This is a genomic window from Formivibrio citricus, from assembly GCF_900115065.1.
GTDB lineage: Bacteria > Pseudomonadota > Gammaproteobacteria > Burkholderiales > Chitinibacteraceae > Formivibrio > Formivibrio citricus.
On record NZ_FOVE01000010.1, the window covers coordinates 48,242 to 74,003 of the forward strand.

The 25,762-nt window shown below is 52.1% G+C and carries 20 protein-coding genes and 1 pseudogene; 15 read left to right on the top strand and 6 right to left on the bottom strand.

What is annotated here, in order from left to right:
- Positions 1-12 precede the first annotated feature (12 nt).
- From BMZ36_RS07940 to BMZ36_RS07965, 4 genes and pseudogenes are all read right to left on the bottom strand, one after another.
- Positions 13-1,377, bottom strand: coding sequence for a DUF6035 family protein (locus BMZ36_RS07940; protein WP_091194156.1), 1,365 nt, complete (start codon positions 1,375-1,377; stop codon positions 13-15).
- A 206-nt stretch (positions 1,378-1,583) separates the two neighbouring features.
- Positions 1,584-2,555 carry a hypothetical protein gene (locus BMZ36_RS07945; RefSeq protein ID WP_091194160.1) on the bottom strand — a complete coding sequence of 324 codons (972 nt, stop codon included), beginning with the start codon at positions 2,553-2,555 and terminating at the stop codon, positions 1,584-1,586.
- A 650-nt stretch (positions 2,556-3,205) separates the two neighbouring features.
- Complete coding sequence (locus BMZ36_RS07955; RefSeq protein ID WP_091194164.1) at positions 3,206-3,691, bottom strand: PM0630 family protein; 486 nt, start codon at positions 3,689-3,691, stop codon at positions 3,206-3,208.
- 707 nt (positions 3,692-4,398) lie between these two features.
- Positions 4,399-4,614 (bottom strand): annotated as a pseudogene (locus BMZ36_RS07965) (IS110 family transposase); the annotation flags it as partial.
- A gap of 165 nt (positions 4,615-4,779) precedes the next feature.
- Here BMZ36_RS07965 and BMZ36_RS07970 point away from each other — a divergent pair.
- The 6 genes from BMZ36_RS07970 (at position 4,780) to parC (ending at position 13,532) form a co-directional block, all read left to right on the top strand.
- Entirely contained in the window at positions 4,780-5,523 is a 744-nt protein-coding gene (locus BMZ36_RS07970) for a toll/interleukin-1 receptor domain-containing protein (RefSeq protein ID WP_091194173.1), read from the top strand.
- Between the two features lie 1,101 nt (positions 5,524-6,624).
- On the top strand, positions 6,625-7,554 hold the full coding sequence (locus tag BMZ36_RS07980) for a mechanosensitive ion channel family protein (protein WP_091194181.1): 930 nt from the start codon (positions 6,625-6,627) through the stop codon (positions 7,552-7,554).
- A gap of 249 nt (positions 7,555-7,803) precedes the next feature.
- A complete protein-coding gene (locus BMZ36_RS07985) occupies positions 7,804-8,535 on the top strand; it encodes an ATP-binding protein (protein ID WP_308417366.1) in 732 nt (243 codons plus the stop codon).
- Positions 8,536-8,607: 72 nt separating this feature from the next.
- The gene (gene parE, locus BMZ36_RS07990) at positions 8,608-10,584 is read left to right on the top strand and encodes a DNA topoisomerase IV subunit B (RefSeq protein ID WP_091194187.1); all 1,977 of its coding nucleotides are present in this window, start codon (positions 8,608-8,610) and stop codon (positions 10,582-10,584) included.
- Positions 10,585-11,148 carry a nucleoside 2-deoxyribosyltransferase gene (locus BMZ36_RS07995; protein ID WP_091194190.1) on the top strand — a complete coding sequence of 188 codons (564 nt, stop codon included), beginning with the start codon at positions 10,585-10,587 and terminating at the stop codon, positions 11,146-11,148.
- Entirely contained in the window at positions 11,145-13,532 is a 2,388-nt protein-coding gene (gene parC, locus BMZ36_RS08000; protein WP_091194194.1) for a DNA topoisomerase IV subunit A, read from the top strand. Before BMZ36_RS07995 ends, parC begins: the two co-directional genes overlap by 4 nt.
- 64 nt (positions 13,533-13,596) lie before the next feature.
- On the opposite strand, the gene thiE is transcribed toward parC, so the two are convergent.
- The gene (gene thiE, locus BMZ36_RS08005) at positions 13,597-14,205 is read right to left on the bottom strand and encodes a thiamine phosphate synthase (protein WP_091194198.1); all 609 of its coding nucleotides are present in this window, start codon (positions 14,203-14,205) and stop codon (positions 13,597-13,599) included.
- Entirely contained in the window at positions 14,202-15,038 is an 837-nt protein-coding gene (gene thiD / locus BMZ36_RS08010; protein ID WP_091194370.1) for a bifunctional hydroxymethylpyrimidine kinase/phosphomethylpyrimidine kinase, read from the bottom strand. Before thiD ends, thiE begins: the two co-directional genes overlap by 4 nt.
- Positions 15,039-15,108: 70 nt before the next feature.
- On the opposite strand from thiD, the gene BMZ36_RS08015 reads away from it, so the two are divergent.
- From BMZ36_RS08015 to BMZ36_RS14330, 9 genes are all read left to right on the top strand, one after another.
- Entirely contained in the window at positions 15,109-15,567 is a 459-nt protein-coding gene (locus tag BMZ36_RS08015; protein WP_091194202.1) for a CYTH domain-containing protein, read from the top strand.
- A 9-nt stretch (positions 15,568-15,576) separates the two neighbouring features.
- Positions 15,577-16,860: a glutamate-1-semialdehyde 2,1-aminomutase gene (gene hemL, locus BMZ36_RS08020; protein WP_091194206.1), complete on the top strand. Its 1,284-nt coding sequence runs from the start codon at positions 15,577-15,579 to the stop codon at positions 16,858-16,860.
- A gap of 123 nt (positions 16,861-16,983) precedes the next feature.
- On the top strand, positions 16,984-17,388 hold the full coding sequence (locus tag BMZ36_RS08025; protein ID WP_091194210.1) for a type IV pilin protein: 405 nt from the start codon (positions 16,984-16,986) through the stop codon (positions 17,386-17,388).
- Positions 17,388-17,963, top strand: coding sequence for a GspH/FimT family pseudopilin (locus BMZ36_RS08030; RefSeq protein WP_177187825.1), 576 nt, complete (start codon positions 17,388-17,390; stop codon positions 17,961-17,963). Before BMZ36_RS08025 ends, BMZ36_RS08030 begins: the two co-directional genes overlap by 1 nt.
- A 13-nt stretch (positions 17,964-17,976) precedes the next feature.
- On the top strand, positions 17,977-18,411 hold the full coding sequence (locus BMZ36_RS08035; RefSeq protein WP_091194217.1) for a type IV pilus modification PilV family protein: 435 nt from the start codon (positions 17,977-17,979) through the stop codon (positions 18,409-18,411).
- 3 nt (positions 18,412-18,414) lie between these two features.
- Positions 18,415-19,440: a PilW family protein gene (locus BMZ36_RS08040; RefSeq protein WP_091194372.1), complete on the top strand. Its 1,026-nt coding sequence runs from the start codon at positions 18,415-18,417 to the stop codon at positions 19,438-19,440.
- Positions 19,437-20,084 carry a pilus assembly PilX family protein gene (locus tag BMZ36_RS14325; protein WP_143086006.1) on the top strand — a complete coding sequence of 216 codons (648 nt, stop codon included), beginning with the start codon at positions 19,437-19,439 and terminating at the stop codon, positions 20,082-20,084. The genes BMZ36_RS08040 and BMZ36_RS14325 overlap by 4 nt, the downstream gene beginning before the upstream one ends.
- A gap of 10 nt (positions 20,085-20,094) precedes the next feature.
- Positions 20,095-24,159 (top strand): pilus assembly protein, encoded by a 4,065-nt coding sequence (locus tag BMZ36_RS08045; protein WP_091194221.1) that lies wholly within the window; start codon positions 20,095-20,097, stop codon positions 24,157-24,159.
- Between the two features lie 618 nt (positions 24,160-24,777).
- Complete coding sequence (locus tag BMZ36_RS14330; RefSeq protein ID WP_143086007.1) at positions 24,778-25,449, top strand: energy transducer TonB; 672 nt, start codon at positions 24,778-24,780, stop codon at positions 25,447-25,449.
- Positions 25,450-25,762: the final 313 nt, after the last annotated feature.

The window sequence follows — 25,762 nt, forward strand, 5'->3', positions numbered from 1 at the left end:
CATTACCAATAATCAGCAAGAGGCTTGGGCGGCGGAGGCATCCCAAGCCTGTAACTTTCTCCATACCTCTGGAAACAGAAAAGCGGTGACCGGGTCTTTGGCTCGGTCCCGGTTAAACCGTGCATCTCCCTGGGCTTTGGCTTCGCGACATTCTTTCTCTTTTCTTTCCCATTTCAGCCCTTGGGCGTCGCGGGTATCCTCTTGTTTAAGCTGCTCCCGTCGACCATAGACGGCTATCGCGGCCAGGAAAGGCTGTAACACTTCCGGATAGTCGTTTACCACGGTATGCGCGGCAGAGATTAACTTGGCGTGTCTCCAGTGCACGGGTTTCCCAGCCTGAGCCGAGAATAGCGCACTAAGTAGGCCAAGGGCGTCGTCAGGCCACTGTGGTAGCAATACGCCATACTGCAAGAACTCTGTTTGAAATCGGCGCCAGGTTTCCAGGTCATGGTTCTTTCGTGACCACCACTGGACAAAGCGCTGCTTCAGATCGATTTTTGCTCCGTCCTGGGCTTGCTGGGCTCGGCTTTGGTCATAGTCGAAGTGAAATACCCGGTAATTGTCAATGTCGTGGTGCAGCTCCGGCAAGGTGACAAAAGCGTTATTCCAGACGTCCTCTATACCGCTTGCCGTCCAACGAGGCTCTTGCCAGTGGCAATCCAGCATGAATGCCTGACTTTCCTTAGATAGGGCGAGCGTTTGCTCCGAGGCCAGAAACAGATTCCGATTATTGTTGTAGAAAATATCGTCCTGGGTCATCCGGGCATCGGTCGGGTCAAAAGACTGAAACACCCAGCATAACAAGGCGCCATACTGGCGATAAAACAGCCGGCGTTCAGCAATTACATGCAGGAAAGTGGTCGACAGCTGAATTTCAAAGACTACCGGGATTTTTCCATCCAAGACCGCGCGCACATCTGGTTTACGCCACGCACCACCGTCGCCTTTGCAGACCTGTTCTATCTCGATAGGGCTGCTGGAAAATCGCGGGTCCTGTGCCAAGCTTTCGGCGATGATTTCCTTCATCCGGAAATGCGCAGCACTCTCTTTCACCCCGTTGTACTTCCGGGCGGTAATCTCGTCCTTATTCAAGGCCCCGCGCGTGATGGCTGGGCAATTTCCATCCTCAATACGATGCTTGAAGTAGAAGCGCTTCCCGAATTCCTTGGTTTTGTGCACGCACAGATAGACACCTACCCGGCATATGGGGCAGATGACTTGGTGGCTATCGGTGGCATTTTCTTCCGCAAGACGCATTCGAAATTGCTCTGCCACGCCATAATCTGTGCCGATGGCAGCCTGCGCCGTCAATAATTGACCTGTTTCTAGGTTCAAAACCTCTTCAATTTCTGGATTGCGTACACACAAAGAATCCATCCCCGGATACCTCTGAGGGCAAAAGCCCAGTTTAGCTCGCTCACAAAGGTAGAGCACCGCAATCCCGATTACCTCGTCCTGACGATCAGTTCATTTAAACTGTTGTGCAGGCGAGCGATCTCTTGAGACTCAGTCAAGAAGGACTGAGGCTTTGTACGGATAAAGAAAAACCCGACCGAGGCCGGGTTTGTCGTGCGACTTTTGGGCTACGGCTGCAGCGTGACGGAGACAACCGTCGCCGTTGTAACCTCTCCGCGCAACTCCGTAGCATTAATACTCAGATACACCTTGCTTCTATCCCACTCAGCTCTTTGTAGGATCTTGATCTGTTCCTGATCCAGGCTTGCATCCCTGAATTTCGCATAGAACTCTTTACCATCACTGCAACGATTCAATTTCAAGCGAACCTCATCAGGATGACTGTGGTGCACCTCAATGATGATGTAATTACCATTCAATTGGACATCAATCGATTCTGCTCGGGCAGAATGAGCAAGCTTACGAGCAGATTCTCCGGACAGCGTCAGGTCCCCGACCTGTATCATTTTTGCGTCCGCTGTCCCCTTCAATATTTCATTTCGCGCCTGATCAAAATCACTCTTTACGTGCAATAGCCGCTCATCGCGACTAAGTGCCTTTGCCATAATTTCAGATCGTTTAGTTTCTTGCTCAGACAGGGCGATGGCTTTATGCGTTTCCGCATCAACTTCTTTTTCACGCACTCGTGCGTTAAGAAATGCCTTGTAAGCCCAACATCCTCCTGCGATCAGCGCGATGGAAACCACCATCGTAACAACTTGCTCCGGAGTCACTTTGTCTATCACCTGTGTGGTCACGGTCTTGAGATACTCAGTTAAATCAACTGGCAGATTTGTGCTTCCCTTCTGGACTTTAACCTTCAGGCGCAGTTGATCTTTCTCAGTTCCATTCAAGCATCTGGCGTTGCTTTTGTTGTGGACAATGCGAGCATAAGAACGGTGAATGGCATGCTGTAGCTCAATGATTGCATTAGCCATCTCTGGGGTGATTGTACTATCGTAACCTTCGCCACACACCCGGATGTTGACGACTGGCCACCCTTTAAAATCCAGTTCCAGCGCGTCCATGCCAATCTTTCCGCCAAGGGCATCCTCTAGCAGCAAGAAAGCTTCAGACTCGTTCTCAATCGTGTACTTCATCAACGCCCCCAGTGTTTATTGTAGAAAAGTATCCAAATACGATTTATCGTCCATTCCAATCATTGTCTCCCCGTCTTCCACTCCGCAACCATTGCCTTCGTCACATCCTTCGGGTAGCACTGCGGGGCATAGCCACCCGGTCGACTGTACGCGCTGCGTTTTCCACAACTACGCCCAGCCCGATCTGTGTTGTAGGGACACGGGCAGTTGCCTGGATAGTTCGCGATGGAGTCCTTGATGATTAGCTGCTTTATCTGGGCGTCAGAGAGCGGAACGCGGGCGATAACCGCTCCGGGAAAGATGAGCGCGAAAACGATGGCAAGGCGGAACATCATGACTTATCGCCGCTTGGTATAGTGATCATTTGTCCGACGGTTTTTATACTTCCCTCCCTTGTGGGATGAACCTTTACCCCCGGCATAATGCCCGCCTCTGTTGGGGTATGTTTTTTTGGAATACGATTTCTTCGAGTAAGACTTGCTGGCGTGGGATTTGCCGCCACCTCGGCTGCCGCGAGCCTCTGCCGGCATAGAAGCAAGACCAAAGCAAACAAGAAGCACAATCAGAAAATTACGCATACATCCCCTCATTTATAAAAAACGTGAACGATCCATCTTCCAGTGGGCAACTGGGGCGATGTGCAGCACCGCTCATTGCACATCGAATTCAAAAACGTGTGCCAAAGACCCTTCGATAAAAACGCGAATGACATATCGTCCCTTTGGGTCTCCCGGAGCTACGGCCCAAGAATTGAAAATAATGCCGCGCTCCGGGGAAACTTCCCGCTCTGTTATCGAGACGCGTCCATCGGTCGAGACCGAGCGAGTTCCTTGCGATTCGGGGGCTCCCCAAGTGTCTGGCTTGGTAGGAAGGGTGAACTCTTCCCGCCATTTGATCGTAGGCTTGTTCGTTCGAAGCAGAATGACCCAGCCGTAGCTTTGGTCTGGTGTTAAGGGCACTACTTTCACGGACTCGAACAGAGGTCTTCCGGATTCCGCTGAATTGAAAAGGCCGAAATCGGCGCTGACCACTTCGAATACCCTGGATGGGCCGTCAGTCGGGTTCAGAGGCAAGGCAACGGCTGGGCCGCAAAGAACAAGAGCAATCAGTGAAAGCAGGGCGATCAGTCGGTTCATGTGCGTACTCGCAAAAAGGGGTGATCCGTGTCGATACTACGGTCGAAGCTGCATGGGCAACGAAGTGCAAATTCTTATAATTACCATGCCTTGTTTAATTGCTTACGAAACGAGAAAATCATGGTTATTATCACCGCTGGCTTCCATCTCGCCAAGCATGCCATTCAGCAAATTTCGTGAATGAAAAGATGTGATTTACATGACCGAAATCCGGGGAAACCATGATCTTTAGCATCCACGGGTACAGACATTGTTTTCAGGTTGCCCATCCCGGCAGCCCAGTGACCGTCGAGCGGTACACGCGTTACCGTGAGCCCGTCTATCTTCACTGCCCAATCCATGGGGAAGTGAAAGCATCTTCAGCGGCCAACGTGCTGCTCGCCACGCACGCTTGTCCAAAGTGCGGAGAAGAGGCCAGTCAGGCAACGAGCTATCCATCGCCAGAAAATGAAGGCCATAAAAGACGGCTGAGCGATAGTGTCCTGCAACGGAGGATGGCAAAATCATCCACCCCTGATTGCTTCGATGTTCATCGAGACCCGTCGGACCCCTTGTTTGCGCTTTTTATATGCCCCCGCCATGGGCCGCAAAAAGTGCGAATCGGGGCTTTGGTCTGTGGCTGCGTCTTGTGTCGGAAGGATCGGAATCAGGCAAAACGTGAGGCCAAGCAGCAAATGGCATCAAGTCGGACGAAGATTCGCAAATAAAACAGTGTGGACATCCCGGGAAAACAGCCGTGCCAAGTGATGGGCGCCGGAACAGGACTCCAGCCCGATCAGGCAGGGAGGCAGCTAGGCGATCAAATCCAGCAACTGACTACGTGGTATCTTGGGTTTAATGAGTTCCGCCTTGCCTGTTTCATTCACGCCATGCACTGCAAAGACATTCTTGGCGAGATGGAAGCCAGCGGTGATAATAGCTATGGATTTCCCCTTCCGTAAGCGATTTGATGAAATCTGGAAATTCCATTATGGCACTTCGTTGCCGCAGCGGCTTCCGCCGCAGCCTCGGGACGGGGAAGTCCCTTTATTCGTTAGGTTGCATCAGTCATTTGCAACGACCATCAAAACTTCATACATAGGGCCACGATGGCGATTCCAAAAGCGTTCATTTCTTACTCACATGATTCCCAGGATCATAAAAAATGGGTTCTTGACCTTGCCACTCGCCTTCGAAACAACGGCATTGACGCCATCCTAGATCAATGGGATTTGAAGCCTGGCGATGACCTCCCTCGTTTCATGGAGCAGGGGTTGATAGCTGCGGATCGTGTGCTCATGGTCTGCACAGATAAATACGTAGAAAAAGCGAACGCGGGCGCTGGCGGAGTCGGATATGAAAAGATGATCGTCACGGCTGACCTACTAAAGACGATCGATTCAAATAAGGTCATTCCATTGATTCGTCAAAGCGGGAGCCACAACGTTCCGACCTTCCTTCGTTCAAAACTGTTCTTGGATTTTTCGCGCCCAGATCAATTCGAATTCTCATTTGATGAACTGATTCGTACATTGCACAATGCACCTCTCTACGAGAAGCCTATCATTGCGAACAATCCATTCACCCCAGTAACGGAAACCCCGCCCAATCGCACAGGAGATGGGGTTTTGGTAGTTATGAAGCTAGTCGTCGCCAAATTTGAAAGTCAATCGACCGATTACATTAACTATGGATCACTCGTCAGGCATGCTCCGATGTCCAGAATTATGTTTGATTTATATATCGAGGAAGCCAAGTCAGAAGGCCTAATTACTCAAGACCCTGACAGAGATATTCGTCTCACAGGTAAGGGTAAGCATTACGCGATTCAGCACAAAATTATTAGGCAGTGAGAAATGCAACCTAACAATTCCGTCCAAGCCGACGCGGCTAGGCGGCCTGGCTTAACTCGGGTGGTTGTGCACAAATCCAGTCAATGATCGAGAAATATGGAATCAATAATTAAGACCCTATCAGACCCAGGCGCTTGGGTTAGCGGCATTCTGTTCAGTTTAGTCGCCACAGTTATCTACAAATGGTTTAGCGTACTTCCAAGCCAAATCCGAGGCGTTTCACGTACCAAACGCTTGAGCGCCCATCGCAAGTTACGGGCGGCAAGGCAAAACCCAATGGAAATCGCCTACGTTATCGGGAATGCAAATGCGCAGTTCGTTGCGTTCCTCTTAATGTGTTTTTTTTACATCGGTGCAATACTTGTTTCCGAGACATTTAGGAAAATCCTCGGTCAGTCAATATTTGTGGGGCTCGTCGCTGGTTCGCCAATTCTTATCTTCGAACTCGTTTGGCTTTTTAACGACTTATTTGCTAAGCGTCTTGTTCGCGAGCATGGGAAGTTACTCAAGTATCGCTCTCGCAAGAATGTGTCCTAACGAATAGCGTTTATCCGCCGCTATGATGCAGCTATCTCATCAACCATTTCCGCTGCGGCGGATAAACGCTATTCGTTCGGCCTAAATCCACGTCATCACAGGAGTTTTTTAATGGACACGGTTTATTCAGTAGCAGAGCAAGTCAAGATCAAGAACGAGGTAGGCACATCGCAACGCCCCAAATGCAGTTGCGGGGCTTGGATCGATCATTGGAAAAAATACAGCAAAAAGAGTCCTGGCAAATGTTCAGTTGCAGGCTGCAACAACGATGCAACCCTCGGCGCGCATGTAACAAGGCCCGCCGCGAAAAACGAAGACTACAAAACTCACTCCTATCTTGTTCCCATGTGCGCTGAACACAACGGGAAACACGGCGAAACGTTCACGTCCAAGCCGAACTGTACTTTCGTGTGGGCAAACGTTAGCCAAACCTGCGGGAGCTAATCCTCTTGGCTTGTCATCCGAGGCCGAACCCATCATTCCACCGGACCTGCGCGAAAAGCCGCGCAGTCCGGTGAATTCAGACGTTATGCACCTAACTAGTCGCTGTCGAAAGGTCTATTGATGGAAAACTTTGAAGCCAAGGGACTACTGTCCGTCGAGGTGAAGGCTTCCCCGATAGTAGCGGGCACCCCTGCGACAGTGAGTTTGATAATTCGAAATCCGTTTTCGGAACAGGTTGTCATCGAGTCAATTCAAGCGCCATCGTCAGCCCCATTGCTTCCGTCGCAAGTTGGAGAGGACGAAAAGTCGTCTCACGGAATGGACAAGAAACCGGGTTTTTTTGAAAGTTTTGTTTCAGCCTTCGTCATGTTTAAGGTAAAGGAAATTAGCGTCGGCCCACTTACTGCGGAGTTTCCGGCACCACGAGGGCGGCATTTCCACATAAACATGGAGCCACAGTCAAAGCTGACTGTGAAAACCCCGTTTGGTCCTAATGACAACGTACATATCAATAATGCCGAGGGCGCAGAGGTCGTGTTCGACACTCCTGACGCAAAAGCCGATCCCGGAGACAGTAAAGAGAGAGTAATTCCGCCTCATCAGGAAGACTTGGCTTCGTTTGAGTTGAAGACTGCTCATTGGCTATTGGTGAAACCAAAAGTGCTCGACTTATATGCGCTCATAAGATTCAGGGTTGGTGATGAACCGCGCAGCCAAGTTGTTCCAGTCACGGTATCTGTTCAACCGCCCGTGAAGTCGATTGTCCTCGGCACAGTTTCCGGTGGCATTCTCGGATGGCTCGCCCGGCAGTTGAATAAAGGCATTCTTTCCTCTGAGTTTTCAGCAGCCGCGTCAATTGTTAGCGTGCTTGGAATCATCGTAATGGCCATGATTCTTGCCATCGTTTTGTCTCGGCAGGAATCGTCGAAAGGGTTCGTTACGCTTGAAGACTTCTACGGCGCTTTTGTTGTTGGAGCTATTCTCGGATATACAGGAACGCAATATTTCGAAGCGTCAATTAAGGCTGCAGTAGGTAGTTCAGGTGTATAACATGGAAGCTCCGCTGATAAGGCCGGCTCCGCGCCGGTTAACTCTACTACAAGGGCTTCCCCGTCGAATGCAATAGTTTCGACGTTCTTTTCGGTTTGAGTTTTGCGGCATCGCCGGCCTGATTGGCTGAGAAGGAGAAGGACTGCGAAACTACACCGGTCATTGCGGGCTCATGGCTCATACCTGATAAGGGCGCGCACGGCGCCACTTATCTTATATACATGTCGGTTTCTAGATGGCTAAATAGTGGTGTCTAGTCGCAAATACTGTTCCTCAGTCGCATTTATCGTTCTTGATTCGCAAATAATTTTCCTTCTAACAGGCGGCGCCAACCCGCAACCGGGGGAGATTTCCCTCGCACATCACGGCGTATTGTTCCTCGATGAGCTGCCGGAGTTCGACCGCAAGGTGCTGGAAGTTCTGCGCGAACCGCTCGAATCCGGGCGCATCCTGATTTCCCGCGCCGCCCGGCAGGCAGAGTTCCCCGCGCGCTTCCAGCTCGTCGCCGCCATGAACCCCTGCCCTTGCGGCTATCTGGGGCACCCACGGCATGCCTGCCGCTGCACGCCCGATCAGGTCAGCAAATACCGCGGAAAAATTTCCGGCCCGCTGCTCGACCGCATCGACATGATCGTCGAAGTCCCTGTGCTGCCGGAATCGGCGCTGCTCTCCGCCGCCGATGGCGAATCGAGTGCGACGGTGCGCGAGCGCGTCGCTCAAGCCCGCGAACGGCAGCTAACCCGCCAGGGGCACCCCAACAACGCCCTGCAACCCAAGGCCATCGACATGCATTGCGTTCCGGACAATGCCGGCCTCTCCCTGTTGAGCGCCGCCATCAACAAACTGGGGCTGTCGGCGCGCGCCAGCCACCGCATCCTGCGCATGGCACGCACGATTGCCGATCTGGACAATGCCTCTGCCATACAGTCAAGACACATTGCCGAGGCCATCCAGTACCGGCGAACATTGTCCGGTTCGTAAAGCCTTGTTTCAGCCTCTGCCCGAATCTTGTAGACTCCCCTGCAACTCGAACCACACTGTTCCACGTGAAACATGGCTGCTGCACCCAAGTATGACGAATCCTCGGTCAAGGTTCTCAAAGGCCTTGATCCGGTCCGGCACCGTCCGGGCATGTACACCCGCACCGACAATCCACTGCATATCTGCCAGGAAGTGATCGACAATGCGGCCGACGAAGCCCTTGCCGGCTTCGCCAGCAAGATCGAAGTTACGCTCTACCGCAACCAGACCATGCATGTGGCCGACAACGGTCGCGGCATCCCGGTCGGTATCCACCCCGAAGAAGGCGTACCGACCGTGCAGGTTGTCTTCACGCAACTGCACGCCGGCGGCAAGTTCGACAAAAAATCCGGCGGGGCGTATGCGTTCTCCGGAGGCCTGCATGGGGTGGGCGTATCGGTCACCAATGCGCTGTCCACGCAACTGATCGTCGAGGTCAAGCGCGATGGGCAACAGCACCGTATCGAGTTCGGCGGCGGCGAAGTCGTCAGCCCGCTCGCGGTCTCCGGCTCGTGCGCCAAGAAAGACACCGGCACCGCCGTGTTTGTCGCGCCCGATCCCAAGTATTTCGACAGCGCCACGATCCCGGTCGGCGAGCTCGAACACCTGCTCAAATCCAAGGCCGTGCTGTTGCCGGGGCTGGTCGTCACGCTGCAGATCGAACAGGCCAGCGGCGAATTCATTGCGCGCGAGTGGTGCTACCCGGACGGGCTGACCGGCTACGTGGGCGAACTCGTCGCGGGGTTCACGCAACTGATTCCGATCTTCAAGGGCGAGAAATATGTCGGCGACGAAGACGAAACCTTCGCGCCTGGCGAAGGCTGCGCCTGGGCACTGACCTGGACCGAGGACGGCCCGGTCAGCCGCGAATCGTACGTGAACCTGATTCCGACGCTCGCGGGCGGCACACACGAATCCGGTCTGCGCGACGGCGTGTTCCAGGCCGTGAAAACCTTCATCGATTTCCACAGCCTGCTGCCCAAGGGCGTGAAGCTGCTGCCGGAAGACCTGTTCAGCCGCTGTACCTTCGTGCTCTCCGCCAAGGTGCTCGACCCGCAATTCCAGGGCCAGACCAAGGACAAACTCACCAGCCGCGACGGACTGAAGCTGGTCTCGGCCATGGTCAAATCGCCGTTCGAGCTGTGGCTCAACGAACACGTCGACCTCGGCAAGAAGCTCGCCGAGCTCGCGATTCGCGCAGCCCAGGCCCGGCAGAAGAATGCGCAGAAGGTCGAAAAGAAGAAATCCTCCGGCGTGGCAGTGCTGCCCGGCAAGCTCACCGATTGCGCCAGCGACGAATCCCAACGCTGCGAGTTGTTCCTCGTCGAAGGGGATTCAGCTGGCGGTTCGGCCAAGCTGGGGCGGGACAAGGACTACCAGGCCATCCTGCCCTTGCGCGGCAAGGTGCTCAACACCTGGGAAGTCGATCGCGACCAGATTTTCGCCAACAACGAAGTCCACGACATCGCCGTGGCCATCGGCGTCGACCCGCACAAGCCCGACGACGCCGCCGATCTTTCCGGTCTGCGCTACGGTAAGATCATCATCATGTCCGATGCCGACGTCGACGGCTCGCATATCCAGGTGCTGTTGCTGACGCTGTTCTACCGCCATTTCCCGCAACTCATCGCCCACGGCCATGTGCACGTAGCGCAGCCGCCGTTGTATCGCGTCGACGTAGCGGGCAGCGGCAAGAACAAGCCACCACGCAAATTCTACGCGCTGGATGAAGGCGAGCTCACCGCGATCCTCGACAAGCTGCGCGCCGAGAAAATCCGCGAGGGTGCCTGGGGCATCAGCCGCTTCAAGGGCCTGGGTGAAATGAACGCCGAGCAATTGTTCGAAACCACCATGAACCCGGAGACCCGCCGCATGCTGCGCGTCTCAATCCCGCAGGACGTTTCGGCCAACACGCGCGACGTGATGCACATGCTGATGGGCAAATCCGAGGCCAGCAGCCGCCGGGCCTGGCTGGAAGCGCGCGGCAACGAGGTCGAGGCCGACATCTAAATGAAAAAGATCTACCTCGCCGGCCCTGGCGTCTTCCGCGCAGACTGTGCCGCTTGGGGTGAACGCCTCAAAGCCGCTTGCTCCGCCAACGGCCTGGAAGGGCTTTACCCACTCGATGGCGAGATTCCCGCAGGGCTCACGGAAGTCGCCGAGAAGCGCTTCTGGATCTTTGCCAACAATTGCGCGCTGATCCGCCAGGCCGACGCCGTTTTTGCCGACCTGCGTGCCTTCCGTTCCACCAGCGAGCCGGATTCCGGCACCGCCTTTGAAGTCGGTTTTGCCCACGCACTGAGCAAACCGGTCTGGCTCTGGCTACCCGATTGCGAAGCGGGGATTGAGTTGCGCCAGCGCGTACCCTGCCGGCAGACTCCTGCGGGCTGGATTGACGCCGATGGAATGAACGTCGAAGACTTTGCCGCCCCGCTCAACCTGATGCTCTGGGAAGCCGCAGCCGGTGTCAGCTACCAGAACGAACCCGAAGCGGCCCTGCACGAAATGGCGCAACAACTGCTTGCCGATCTCACAAACCGCCCTGATCCAACTTTGGTTTCACGTGAAACATGACCCAAGAATTCGAACCCCAAGAACTCAATCTCGCTGAAGAAGTTACGGAAGCCGACCCGCCTGTTGCCGACGACGGAGGGAATCTTCGCTACATCCAGGCCCAGATTTCCTCTGAGCCCGGCGATGGCGAATCGGTCCAGCTCGGCCTTTATGCGGAAAAGAGCTATCTCGAATACGCAATGAGCGTGGTCAAGAGCCGCGCCCTGCCGCAGGTCGAGGACGGCCAGAAACCGGTACAGCGCCGCATTCTCTTCGCCATGCACGGCCTGGGGCTGACGGCGGGCGCCAAACCGATGAAGTCCGCGCGGATTGTCGGCGACGTGCTGGGCAAGTATCACCCGCACGGCGACCAGTCGGCCTACGATGCCTTGGTGCGCATCGCGCAGGATTTCTCGCTGCGCTACCCGCTGATCGACGGCCACGGCAATTTTGGCTCGCGCGATGGCGATGGCGCAGCGGCATACCGCTATACCGAGGCGCGTTTGACGCCGATTGCGGAACTGCTGCTCTCGGAAATCGACAAGGGCACCACGGATTTCATCCCCAACTACGACGGCGCTTTTGAGGAACCGGTGCTGCTGCCGGCGCGCCTGCCGGTGCTGCTGCTCAACGGCGCAACCGGCATCGCAGTGGGCATGGCCACGGAAGTTCCTTCGCACAATCTCGGCGAAGTCGCCGATGCGGCCGTCGCCCTGATCCGCAACCCGGAGCTTTCCACGGCCGACCTGATGTCCTATATTCCCGGCCCCGATCTGCCGGGCGGCGGGCAGATCATCTCGGCTGCCCGCGACATCCAGAACGCCTACGAAACCGGACGCGGATCGCTGAAGTTGCGCGCCCGCTGGGAAAAGGAAGACCTCGCACGCGGCCAGTGGCAAATCGTCGTCACCCAACTGCCGCAAGGCGCTTCGGCACAGAAGGTGCTCGAAGAAATCGAGGAACTCACCAATCCGAAGGTGAAGAAGGGCAAGAAAGCCCTGAGCCAGGATCAACTGCAAACCAAGCAGTTGATCCTCTCGGTGCTCGACCGCGTGCGCGACGAATCCGGCAAGGATTGTCCGGTACGGTTGGTCTTCGAACCCAAATCCTCGCGCCAGAATCCGGACGAGTTGATGACACTGCTGCTGGCGAATACTTCGCTCGAAACCAACCTGCCGATCAACATGGTGATGATCGGCCGTGACGGGCGTCCGGCGCAGAAATCGCTGAAGACGCTGCTCAGCGAATGGATCGATTTCCGCTTCGTCACGGTCACGCGCCGCACCCGACACCGTCTGGGGCAGGTCAACGACCGCATCCATATCCTGGAAGGTCGCCTGATTGTCTTCCTCAATATCGACGAGGTCATCCGCATCATCCGCGAGTCGGACGAGCCCAAGGCTGCCCTGATCGCCCGCTTCAACCTCAGCGACCGGCAAGCCGAAGACATCCTGGAGATCCGGCTGCGGCAACTGGCACGCCTCGAAGGCATCAAGCTGGAGCAGGAGCTCTCTGATTTGCGCAAGGAAAAAGACGACCTGGAGCACTTGCTGGCGAACCCGTCCGCGATGCAGAAGCTGGTCGTCAAGGAGATCGAGGCCGACCGCAAGAAGTACGCCGACCCGCGCCGCACCCTGATCGAGGAAGCGGAGCGCGCCGTGGTCGAAGTCGCCGTCGTGGACGAACCCACCACGATCATCCTCTCCGACAAGGGCTGGCTGCGCAGCCGGCAAGGGCATGGCATCGACCTGCAATCGCTCGCCTTCAAGGATGGCGACAAGCTGCTCGCTGCGATCGAATGCCGGACCGTCGACCAGATTGCCTTGTTCGGCAGCGACGGGCGCGTTTACACGATTGCCGCTTCCAGCGTACCGGGCGGGCGCGGCGATGGTGTACCCGTTACCACGCTGGTCGATCTCGTCGCCAAGAGCCGCATCACGCAGATGTTCACCGCCAAACCGCAGGATTGGCTGGTCATTGCCAACAGCGCCGGATACGGTTTCACCTGCCAGTTTGAAAACCTGCTCTCGCGGCAGAAGGCCGGCAAGAGCTTCATCACACTGGAAACGGGTGAAACGCTGCTCAAGGTCACGAGCTATGTTCCACGTGAAACATCGCTGGTGGCCTGCCTGGCCAAATCGGGCAAACTGCACCTGTTCCCGCTCGCCGAATTCAAGCAGCTCACTGGCGGCGGCAAGGGTGTCATCACCATGGCACTGGACGACAAGGATGCGCTCTCGGCGATCACAATCAGCGATGGCGAGGTATTGAAGCTTTCCGGAACGGGGCGCGGCGGCAAGGCGGTGGAATTGACGCTGGACGCCAACGACATGGCGCCCTATATAGGCAAGCGCGCCCGGAAAGGGAAACCGATCAATGCCGGCTTGAAGTTCCCCGGTTTTTGAAACTTCCCATCCCCATAAAACAAGGCCGCCTCTCCGGGCGGCCTTGTTTTATGGATCGGGTCAATCAGAATAATTCAGCAAATCGCTCCGCCGTTTGCCTGATATTGCCCGACTCGAACAATGCTCCGATCACCGCCACGCAATCCGCCCCAGCCGCAACCACCTGCGCGGCATTGTGCGGCGTGATTCCGCCAATGGCGACGATCGGCAGGGTAATTTCCGCGCGCGCCTGCTTGATCAGCTCCAGACTCGCTCGCCGCGCTTCGGGCTTGGTGCCGGATGCAAACACCGCGCCGAACGCCACGTAATCCACGCCAGCCGCTACCGCCGCATGCGCCAGCGCCAGATCGTTGTAGCAGGAAGCACCGAGCAGCATCCCTTGAGACAGCCTGGCGCGCGCTTCTATGAGATCGCCGTCCTCGCCCCCCAGATGCACGCCATCGGCTCCGACCTGCACGGCCAACTGCACATCGTCGTTGATGATCAGGCAGGCGCCATATTGCTTCGTCAGTGCGCGCAAGGCCCGAGCCTGCTCCAGGCGCAAGGCCGCATCGGCCTGCTTGTTGCGGTATTGCAAAATCGCCGCCCCGCCCTGCAAAGCTTGCTCGACCTTGCCCAGAAATTCGGCCGTATCTTTCAGGTTGGGCGTGATGGCATACAGTCCGCGCATCATTCCGGTTTGTCCTCGTCTTCATTCTCGGCAGGGCGCGCCCAGAACATGCGGTCCGGAATGAATTGCCCCATTCCCGGCCGAAACCCTTTGGACAGCGCTTGCCAGGTGTATTCCTGCGCTTCCTTCACGGCTGTAGCCACATCCGCACCGCTGGCAATCAACCCGGCCACTGCGGATGCCAGCGTGCATCCGGAACCATGGTAACTGCCAGGCAAGCGCGTCCAGGCTGCCGAAGCACCCCTGCCCATCTGGGTATAAAGCGTATTCACCACCTGGGGCGTGTTTTCGTGCGTACCCGTAATCAGCGCATATTCGCAGCCGCATTCGATCAGACGTGCGGCAGCCACGTCCAGCGGCAGGTCTTCCTGCTCGTCCGGGTCGTCGGAAGCCAGATGCCGTGCCTCGACGCTGTTGGGCGTGACCAGGAATGTATGCGGCAACAGCAGTTCGCGCATGGCCTGGATCAGCGCTTCTTCGGCCAGCGCATCGCCGCGCCCGCTGGCCAGCACCGGATCAAGAATCAGCGGGATATCCGGGTAATCCGAGGCGATCTCGGCAATCACGGTCAGGTTCTCCACACTGCCGATCATGCCCACCTTGATCGCATCGACACGCATGTCTTCGAGCACCTGCCGTGCCTGGTCTTCCAGCCAATCCGGCTCCACCGCCATGAATTCCTGTACTCCGGCCGTATCCTGCACCGTGATGGCCGTGACCACCGGCAGCGCATGGCAACCCAGCGAAGCCAGCGTCAGGATGTCGGCCGCCAGCCCCGCGCCCCCGGAAGGATCGTTACCGGCAAAAACAAGAACCACGGGCGGTTTGGTACTCATGCTCATAAAGTCTGCTAGTTGGTTAAAATGGGATTCTACCTCTTTCAAGAACCCGCATTCCGGAATTCAAATGGCCATCGAAATCGAACGCAAATTCCTGCTGGCAAACGACGCCTGGCGCAGCCAGATACAGCACTCCACCCGCATCGCCCAAGGCTATCTGGCCACCGATCCCACCGTGCGGGTACGGGTCAAGGGCACAACGGGTTTTCTTACCATCAAGGGCAAGAGCGCGGACGGTATCAGCCGCGCCGAATTCGAATACCCGATCCCGGTGGAAGACGCGCTGGAACTGCTGAACCTGTGCCCGAACGTTCTCGACAAGACTCGCCACCTGATCAGCCAGGGCAATCTTACTTGGGAGATCGACGAATTTCACGGCGATAATGCCGGCCTGATCGTGGCCGAACTAGAACTCCCCGCCATCGATACACCCTTTGAAAAACCGGACTGGCTGGGACAGGAAGTCACCGGTGACGTGCGCTATTACAACAGCATGCTGTCGCAAACCCCCTACTGCCGCTGGTAAAGGAAAATCATGTCCAACAACGAACACCTTTTCGCCCGCGCCCAGCGCCACATCCCCGGCGGCGTGAATTCCCCGGTGCGCGCCTTCGGCTCGGTCGGCGGCACGCCGCGCTTCTTCGTCCGCGGCGAAGGCCCCTATGTCTGGGATGCCGACGGCAAACGCTACATTGATTATGTGGGTTCGTGGGGACCGTTGATCCTCGGCCATGCCCACCCCGCCGTCGTCGAGGCCGTGGAGCGCGCCGCACGCAACGGCCTGAGTTTTGGCGCACCGACCGAAGCCGAAATCGACCTCGCCGACCTGCTCTGCGAACTCCTGCCCAGCCTGGAACAGGTGCGCCTGGTTTCCAGCGGCACCGAAGCCACCATGAGCGCCATCCGCTTGGCGCGCGGCTTCACCGGGCGCGACAAACTGGTGAAATTCGAAGGCTGCTACCACGGCCATGCCGACAGTCTGCTGGTCAAGGCGGGCTCCGGCCTGCTCACCTTCGGCAACCCCTCCTCGGCCGGCGTCCCGGCGGGCGTCGCGAACGACACCCTCGTGCTGCCCTACAACGATGTCGCAGCGCTGGAAGAATTGTTTTCCGCCAAAGGTAGCGAAATCGCGGCCATCATAGTCGAACCCATCGCCGGCAACATGAACCTGGTCCGGGCCAACCCGCAATTCGTCCAGGCCATGCGCCGCCTGACCGAACAACACGGCGCGCTCCTGATCTACGACGAAGTCATGACGGGCTTTCGCGTCGGCCTGCAATGCGCACAAGGACTGCACGGCATCACCCCCGACTTGACCACACTCGGCAAAGTCATCGGTGGCGGCATGCCACTCGCCGCATTCGGCGGCCGTGCCGATGTCATGAGCAAGCTCACCCCGCTGGGCCCGGTCTACCAGGCTGGTACGCTCTCCGGCAACCCGCTCTCCGTCGCGGCAGGACTCGCCACGCTTAACGAGATCCGCAAACCCGGTTTTTTTGAAGAACTCACAGCCAAAACCTGCATGCTCACCGAGGGCTTCAATGCCGTTGGTCGGGAACTGAACATCCCCTTCTGCGCGCAAAGTGTCGGAGGCATGTTCGGTATCTACTTTGCAGAACAGGTTCCCGACAACTACAACGATGTGATGAACAGTGACAGGGCGCGTTTCAACGCTTTCTTCCACGATATGCTGGAACAAGGCGTGTATCTGGCGCCTTCTGCTTTTGAGGCGGGGTTTGTGTCTGCAGCCCATAGCGGGGCTACCATCATGGCCACGATTTCAACAGCCCGCTTGGCCTTGGAACATGCCAAGCGATGAGTCATGCAGCATGGATGACTGAAATCAACATAGCCATTTATTGGCTTAAACAGTACGTCCATCTACCAGACTCGCCATAGCAAGCGGAAAGTACTTAACTCATATCATGCGAAGGAGAACGCCATGTTGAAAAAGACCCAAACCGGCTTTACTTTGGTCGAACTAATGATCGTCGTCGCTATTCTTGGCATCCTGACGTCAATTGCCTTGCCGGCATACCGGGATTACGTCATCAGTGCCAGAGTATCTGAAGCTACATCCGGGCTTGCCACAATGCGTGTACGCATGGAACAAACTTTCCAGGATAACCGCGCCTTCGCCTGCCCAGCCACGGTAACTACATCAAGCTTTTCAATCGCTTGTGCCTTGACAGCAACTGGATACACACTCACGGCTGATGGGACAGGTCCCATGGCAGGGTTTCAGTATACGGTTGATGAAGCCGGCAACATGGCTACACCCTCTGCAGGCTCTGGTTGGTCAACTAATAATACATGTTGGGTCAAGACCAAAGGTGGAGGTTGCTAATGCAAAGTACAGCGTTTTTGACGGAAAAATCTTTCTTTAGGGAAAGCCGTCTTGCCCGCCAACAAAAAGGATTAACCCTGATCGAGTTGGTCGTGGCTGTTGCCATCATTGGTATTCTTGCTTCGATTGGAATCCCAAGCTTCATAGCCTGGGTTCAAAATAATAAAACCCGGGCGACTGCAGAATCGGTACTGGCAGGCATGCAATATGCCCGATCAGAAGCTGTAAAGAGAAATACCAATGTATTTTTCGAGTTGCAACCGGCAAGTGATACCGGCTCTCTATGGATTGTAGGCTGCAATACCGTTACAGCCGCATGCCCTGAAAAAATACAGAAGCGTTCTGCTGCTGAATCTGCCGCAGGCGCAACTTTCAGTTTCAATTCAACGATCGGCACCAGCAAAATCATATTTGATCAATTTGGCCGACCAGCTAATTCAGGGCAAATAACCGTAGACAATACGGCTTTATCAGCTAGCGACAGCCGCCCATTGCGTATTATTCTGGACAATGGCGGAAGTGCGAGTTTGTGCGATACAAAATTGTCAGCACCGGCTCTCGGCGCTTGTCCTTAATAAAGGGGCTGAAATGAAACGCCATAATAAATTTATTAATCATTCATCACAAAATGGTGTCGCACTTCTTGAGGCACTGATTGCGATATTGATATTCTCGATTGGCATTTTGGCATTGGTAGGGCTTCAGGCCAGCGTGATAAGAAGTACCACTGATGCAGGTTTCCGCTCCCAGGCAAACTACATTGCCCAACAGGAATTGGGTAAATTATGGGCAGACCCATGCAATCTGGCTGCATATTCCGTAACGGACCAGGATATATCCGGGGCACCGTACAATTTACCAAATGGAAAATTATCAATAACACACTGGATTTCAGGCAACACCCCTGCTGGATGCAATAACACGCAAAACATTGATCAAACCATTGTAACGATTACCTGGCAGGTCCCAGGTGAAACAGAAACACACCGCGTTGTAAATAGCGCAAGCATTACCGGGGGTTAAACCATGAATAATCGTTTGCGAAATATATCATCCAGAAAATATGGATATGGCTTTAGCCTGATCGAACTCATGGTTGCGCTGGTAATTGGCATGCTGGTCACGCTGGTAATTAGCCAGACCCTTTCAGTGTATGAAGGCCGCAAGCGTACCACTTCAGGTACAGCAGATGCACAAACCAGCGGTAGTCTGGCACTCTATGCCTTGCAGCGAGATGCAGAAATGGCTGGTTTTGCAATGCCTAATATTGCTTTTAATGATACCAATGCTCTAAGTAATCCAAATTATTCCGCTTTAAAATGCAATACCACAACAAATTACACAGAAAACACCCCTATTGCTGTCAACACATTTCCGGTAACAATTGTTTCAGGTGTAGATAGCGATGTCATTACCATCCGGTATGGAAATTCGCCTTTTGGCGGAATTCCAACTTCCTTACTCGCCAATTTTGCAGGAAACATCGCCAACGTAGACAACACACTTGGCTGCAAACCCGGTGATTCTGTATTAATCATACCCTCATCTTCGTTAGATTGTTTAATGACAAAAATACCTACTTTTGCTGAAAATGGTAATAACGAACCTATTGCAACAAATACAATTGCACTAACAATTAATTCTGCCCCTCCAACAGTAACCATACCGGCAAAATTATTCTGCCTTGGCGCGTGGAATGAATCCGTTTTCAGCATCAGTTCAAACAAACTCTTAAGAAATGGTGAGCCTGTAGGAAACGATATTATTGCGATAAAAGCACAATACGGAATTTCAGGTTCAGCTACAGATAATAAAATTGTTGATTGGGTTGATGGTACGTTTACGGACAAAAATAGAATTAAATCAATCCGTGTAGCTTTACTGGCAAGAAACAATCTTTATGAAAAAGATATTGTTACCAATGATAAACCCACCTATTTTGGTGGATCGCAATTCAACCTTTCTGGAGATTGGGGACATTACAGATATCGTGTTTTTGAAACCATTGTCCCTTTGAGAAATGTTGTGTGGTCAAGGGAGGCTATTCAATGAAACCTCTGCATCGCATTCATCCAAAGGAGCAAGGGATATCGCTTCTCATTGCAATGATTGCTCTGGTCGTTATCTCTCTTGCAGCTGCCGCATTGATACGAACCGTCGATACGGCAACCATAATTTCCGGAAATCTGGCATTCAAGCAATCAGCAACAACCTCCGGTGAGAATGCAGTTATCCAGGCAAACAAATGGATCACAGATAATTTACCAACTGCAGACATGCCTGGAAACGGTTTCTATGCAACAACCAGTAGCATGGCCACAACAAATGGCTACTCGGCATCAATGAGTCATTATTCCATGATGAGCAATGATGCAACATGGGCGGCAGGAAAAAGTGCAGGGGCACTAGTAGCTGACTGCTATGGCAATATGACGACGAACATCGATTGCAGTGGAAATCAAATTCGCTACATTATCGAGCGCATGTGCAAAAATCCTGGTGCAGCAGATGAAAGCCACTGCTTGCTAGGTGCCGCGCCTGCAGGTACAGGTTCGCGCAAGGTAAGTGGAATCGGTGCTGGTGGCGCTGGCGGTGAAGGTCCACCGCCAACTGCAGGCTCACCGGTTTATCGCATCACCGCAAGGATTGTCGGCCCGCGAAATACGGTCAGCTATATTCAAACATTCGTTTATTAGGAGATGCGCCATGAAGAGCACGTCTGATATTCAACGCTTCGTGCAAGGTATCTTTGCAGCTTCCTGCCTGTCCCTGATGTTTACTCAAGTTCATGCAGGATCTGTAGCGCTTGCCAATTCACCAATGGCCAATACCGCTGTAGCGGCAGAGGTACTACCGAATCTGATGCTGATCATCGACGATTCCGGCAGTATGGATTGGGAATTTTTACCGGATTGGGCTGGTACGGTTGGCTGTGGATTCAATAATACAAATGTATCGGATGCAAACAACAATACTTCGTCCTGCGATCCAAAAAAGCATCGTGCAAATTCCTACAACAGTATTTATTACGATCCTGCCATTACTTATTTACCACCGGCCTATTTCAATGCAGACGGATCATCAAATACAACCAAGTATCCATCACAAACCGCAGACAATACCTCAAACTGGACAGCCGTTAAATCTGATCCATATACAGGAAGCAGCACTAGCAACTTGATTACCAACTTGCTTAACAGAGTTGTTTATGTAGTTGAGCCGGGTGAATATTGCTCTGACCATGCTCTGAAAACATGCCAGACGCTGAGCGCACCGACTTCAACCTATAAATACCCAGCTCCGTTACGCTGGTGTAATTCATCAGCCAATGCGTCAGCTGCCACACCAGCAGCCGGTACCTGCCAGGCTGTACAAACCTCCACTTTCTCTTATCTTCGCACGCCTTCTGCAAGAACAACATCTTTCACTGTAAACAGTGTCGGATCAGGTGCAACCATCAGCAGTATCACGGTCAATGGACTGGAAATTTTACCGGCTACGATCACTGCCGGTTCCACATCAACTTCAGCTTTTGCCCAGCTAATTGTGGATGGAATCAATGGCTGCAACGGCATAACTACCGGAAACTGTACAGTTGAAGGTTTTGGCGCCACCCTCTCGGGCAGTACCGTCACCATCACGGGCGGCAAAGGCACATTGGCCACGCCTGTCATCACCAAGAGTGGAACATTTACAACTTCAGCCGCTCTTAGCAATTTCAGCAGCAATTCATATCCAGGTTACAAGCTGCTCAGAGTCATCATTCCAGGAACAAGTGCAGTTTACCCTTATCCAGGGACTTATCCTGGTGCCAGCTCCATAGCCAAAGCCCCTACGCGTACAGATTGCGCCGGTACCTACTGTACCGGTAACGAAGAAATGACCAATTTCGCCAATTGGTTCGCTTATTATCGTTCGCGTACTCAAATGATCAAGACAGCGGTCAGTTTGGCATTCAAGGATGTTGATGCGCGCTATCGTGTCGGGATCACGCGTCAAAGCGACACTGGATATACCAGCGGCACCAATCAATTCCGTAATATTGACAAATATGAATTTTCACACAAGAAAAACATATTGGATTCACTGTTTGCCATGCCAGCTTCTGGAGGAACACCAACACGCGTTGCGTTATCCAAGGTTGGAAGGTTGTATGCCCACAAATATAGCTCTTCGGCTGTAGATCCCATGCAATATTCCTGTCAAAAAAACTATGCCTTTGTTGCCACGGATGGATACTGGAATGGCGGAACAGGAAAAGATTTGGGAGGAAGCAGCGACATTGGAAATATGGATGGAAGTGGTACACAGCGTCCCTACTATGAAGGAACAACCGCTTCATCCAATTCCTTGGCGGATATTGCTCGTTATTACTACACTACCGATTTGCGTACTGATGCATTAAATAACTGCACAGGCGGAACACGCTCAGACGGTTCTACAGGTGATGTATGCAGCAATGACTGGGGTAATCAACGCATGACCACCTTTGGTCTTGCATTGGGTGTTCCGGGTGTTCTGGATTACACCTCTGATTACAGAACGGCTACATCCGGAGATTATTACAATCTGAAAAATGGTACCGGGGGCGTCAACTGGCCTAACCCACAAGTAACCAGTAGTTCCAGTCAGGTTCCTGCACGTATCGATGACTTGTGGCATGCCGCAGTCAATTCGGATGGCATTTATTTTAGTGCCAAATCGCCAACTGAAGTGATCAAGAGTCTGCAGGATGCATTGGGTCAGATCGATAAAAAGGTTGGTGCCGGAGCTGCTGCTGCAACCAGTACATTAAACCCGACAACGGGCGACAACTATAGCTATGTCGCAAGTTATACCACTGTGCAATGGACAGGCAACCTTGAGCGCCGCACCATCAATACCGATACGGGCGTAACGGCTCTGGATGCGCAATGGTGTGTGGAAAACATCACCGGCGATACGTGTTCTTCCCCCTCAACGGTTGTTGCTGTTACCAGCGGCGGAAGTTCTACTTATGTTTGCCGTCCACCCACCGGTCCGGATGTAGAAATGGCAACGTCGTGTACTGGAACGCTGCAATCAAAAGTTGCTGACTTTAATGACACAAGAACCATCTACATGAGCTCGGGCAGCAGCCTGCAGTCATTCACTTATTCAAATATTACATCAAGAGGCCTGTCGGGAAATTACAGCAATACTTTCCTGAGAAACAATCTGAGCCAGCGTTCAACACTTTCGAGTGACCAGCTCAATGCACTCTCAGGGGAAAAACTGGTTGCTTATTTGCGTGGGCAGTATGGCTACGATATGCGCCCAAGTAATGAAATCAACAATCAACTATTCAGAATGAGGGCAGGAACACTTGGCGATATCGTGGAGTCTCAGCCTGTTTATTTGGGAAAACCGAATTATTCCTACATTGATGCTGGCTATACAGAATTCAAAGCAACTCATGCATCAAGATCGGGAACCATTTTCGTCGGTGCAAACGATGGCATGTTGCATGCTTTTGATGCTGCTACAGGCAATGAGTTATGGACATTCATACCCACACCAGTGATTCCTAATCTCTGGCGGCTGGCCGACGATATGTATTCCACCAATCACAGAAACTATGTGAATGGCTCACCTGTCATATCAGATGTTTTTGACGGTACAAACTGGAGAACCATATTGGTTGGCGGGCTTAATGGCGGTGGGCGCGGCTACTACGCGCTGGATGTTACAACCCCGTCTTCTCCCATTCTATTATGGGAATTCACGTCTGCGAACGATTCAAACTTGGGATTCACGTTCGGTTACCCTGTCATAACCAAGAAAGCAGATGGAACTTGGGTTGTATTGGTAAGTTCCGGTTATAACAACGGTACGGGCAGCGGCGCATATACAACCAGCCCGATTACAGAGATTGCCAATTCGCCGGCAGGTGATGGAAAAGGCTATCTCTTTGTTCTGAATGCCATTACCGGTGCTAAAATTTCAGCAATATCCACTAACACAGGGTCAGCCACAACACCCAGCGGTTTGGGAAGAATTGCCGCTTGGGCTGACCAGGCAAGCAAAAATAACGTCGCTACGGATGTGTATGGTGGAGATTTGCAGGGGAATGTATGGCGTTTTGATATCAATGCCAACACTGCAACACTCTTGGCAAATCTGAATATTTCTGGAACAACGCAGCCCGTTACTACCCGGCCAGAGCTTGGTTTGGTTTCAGGAAAGCATGTCATTTATGTTGCGACCGGAAAATATCTTGAGCAAAGTGATCTTTCAAACACTGATACTCAAAGTATCTATGCAATAACGGATAATGGTGAATCTACCGCACTGACTAATCCGCGTTCATTCATGGTTCAGCAAACCATGACAAATTCAGGAACTTCGCGAACAGTCACCAGTAATCCTGTTGACCTGACCAGCAAACGGGGATGGTTTGCAGATTTTCCTGATTCGGGAGAAAGAGCCAATGTAGACCCGATTCTTGAATCAGGAACAATATTGATCCCAACAATTGTACCTACAAGTACAGCTTGCTCTCCAGGTGGATACAGCTGGTTAAATTATTTGAACTATAAAACAGGTGGTTATGTGACAGGTACAACCTTGTCAGGTACAAAGGTATCATCTCCAATAGTAGGGGTTAATATTATCTATGTTAACAAAAAGCCTGTTGTTTCCATAATTACTTCAACTAATCCTACGCCAACAGTTATGCCTGGCATACCATTTGGGCAACAATCTTTACAGTTCATGAAGAAAAAGATTATATGGCGTGAACTGATTCAGTAAAAAATAAAAAACCCATCTCCTGATGGGTTTTTTTTCATGATTAGAATTGAGGTTTAGATAAGGGTCGTGACTAGAATATGTGGTTGGATAATGGTCTAAGCTGCTGCTATGCCAGCAAAAAAAGTGTCTACTGTTCAAAAATTTCAGAGGCTAAATTTGCGGGCTACCCAGCCGTTTTGCTGTCGATCAGGATGCCTCTCAGATCATCCTGAGCCGCAACACAGCCAAGCGCTACCTGAAGGTGGTGTGCGAAGGCATTGCCGATTTTTGCGAACTGCAGTCACCTCTGCTGGGCGAAATCGAAGAGTACAAATCCTTCTTCTGAACGCGGCACATACGGAAAATTGATCGTTTTGGCTTGGTAAAACAACAAGGTCAAGTATATATCCGGATCGTGCCAGATCTGTGGAAAAACCAGGCTGCAAGCCATAATGCGAGACCACTTCACCCTCGATAGCGTGATCTATATAGGCGTTTTTTCGTTGAGGGCTTGGTCGATATTGGTACGACAAGCAATTTTGCATTGACAACTTGAACAATGAATTTACCAGAGGCTACAACTATATTAACGGCATTGAGAGATTCTGGTAACGTGGCGAAAAATCGCATTACCAAATCATGCTGAAAAATGCTCAAACAGGGCCATTAGTTTTGGCACGACACATCATAAGTAAAATGGCACCAGATATGCACAGCAAATATTTAAAAATATCAATAGTATTATCATTATTTATACACCTATGTTTTTTTTATTTGGAAAGAAAAGAATTGAACAATGAAATAAAACAAGATAAAAACATTGAAGTTTACTTAGTAAAAAGAGCAACAAATGACGAAGTAAATATTTATGTCAATGAAAATAATAATATATCTGAAGTAGATAATTTAAATAAAAATATAATAATAAAAAATAATAAACACAATGGAAAATCAGTAACCAAATCCTCTGAAGAGGGCCCAACAGAAGTGGTCAGTTCAAGAAATAATGAGGATAATAATTATTACAGGTCTAATGAAGTTGATGAAATACCACAAATTATTGGAAATCCAGATATTGATTTGATTGATGGCAATTTGTTCACAAGAGATGAAATTCTAATATTTGACATATATATAAATAAGCAGGGTAGAATAGAAAAAATTGAAATAATAAAATCAAATATATCGGAAATAAATATTCAAAAAATTCTAAATTCATTTTATAAAGTAAAATTTACTCCTGGGTTTAAGAATGGAGATTTTGTAAATTATATAAAGAGAATAGAAATTAAAACTGAGTATATTAAATAAAAATATAACACAATATTTTTGGTAATTTTTTATGTCAGTGACTTCAACAAGCACAGTTTTTCTTGCAGAAGTTACTCAGTTTTCAACTGTATTAAAGAAGAAAGGTTAAGAACAGATAATAAGCATGCACGTTTTATGTTGATAACTGTGTTTTTTCTTATAAAACAATATGTTATATACAGTTTGCTGTTGTGTTTAATTCATGTTGTGCCTGTGGACAGTTTGGTTGTTTTTTCCGGTTCGTTCACGATGACGTTGTTGTCCCAGCTTCTGCAGGCAGTTTTCCACAACCCAACCCATTGATTTACCAATG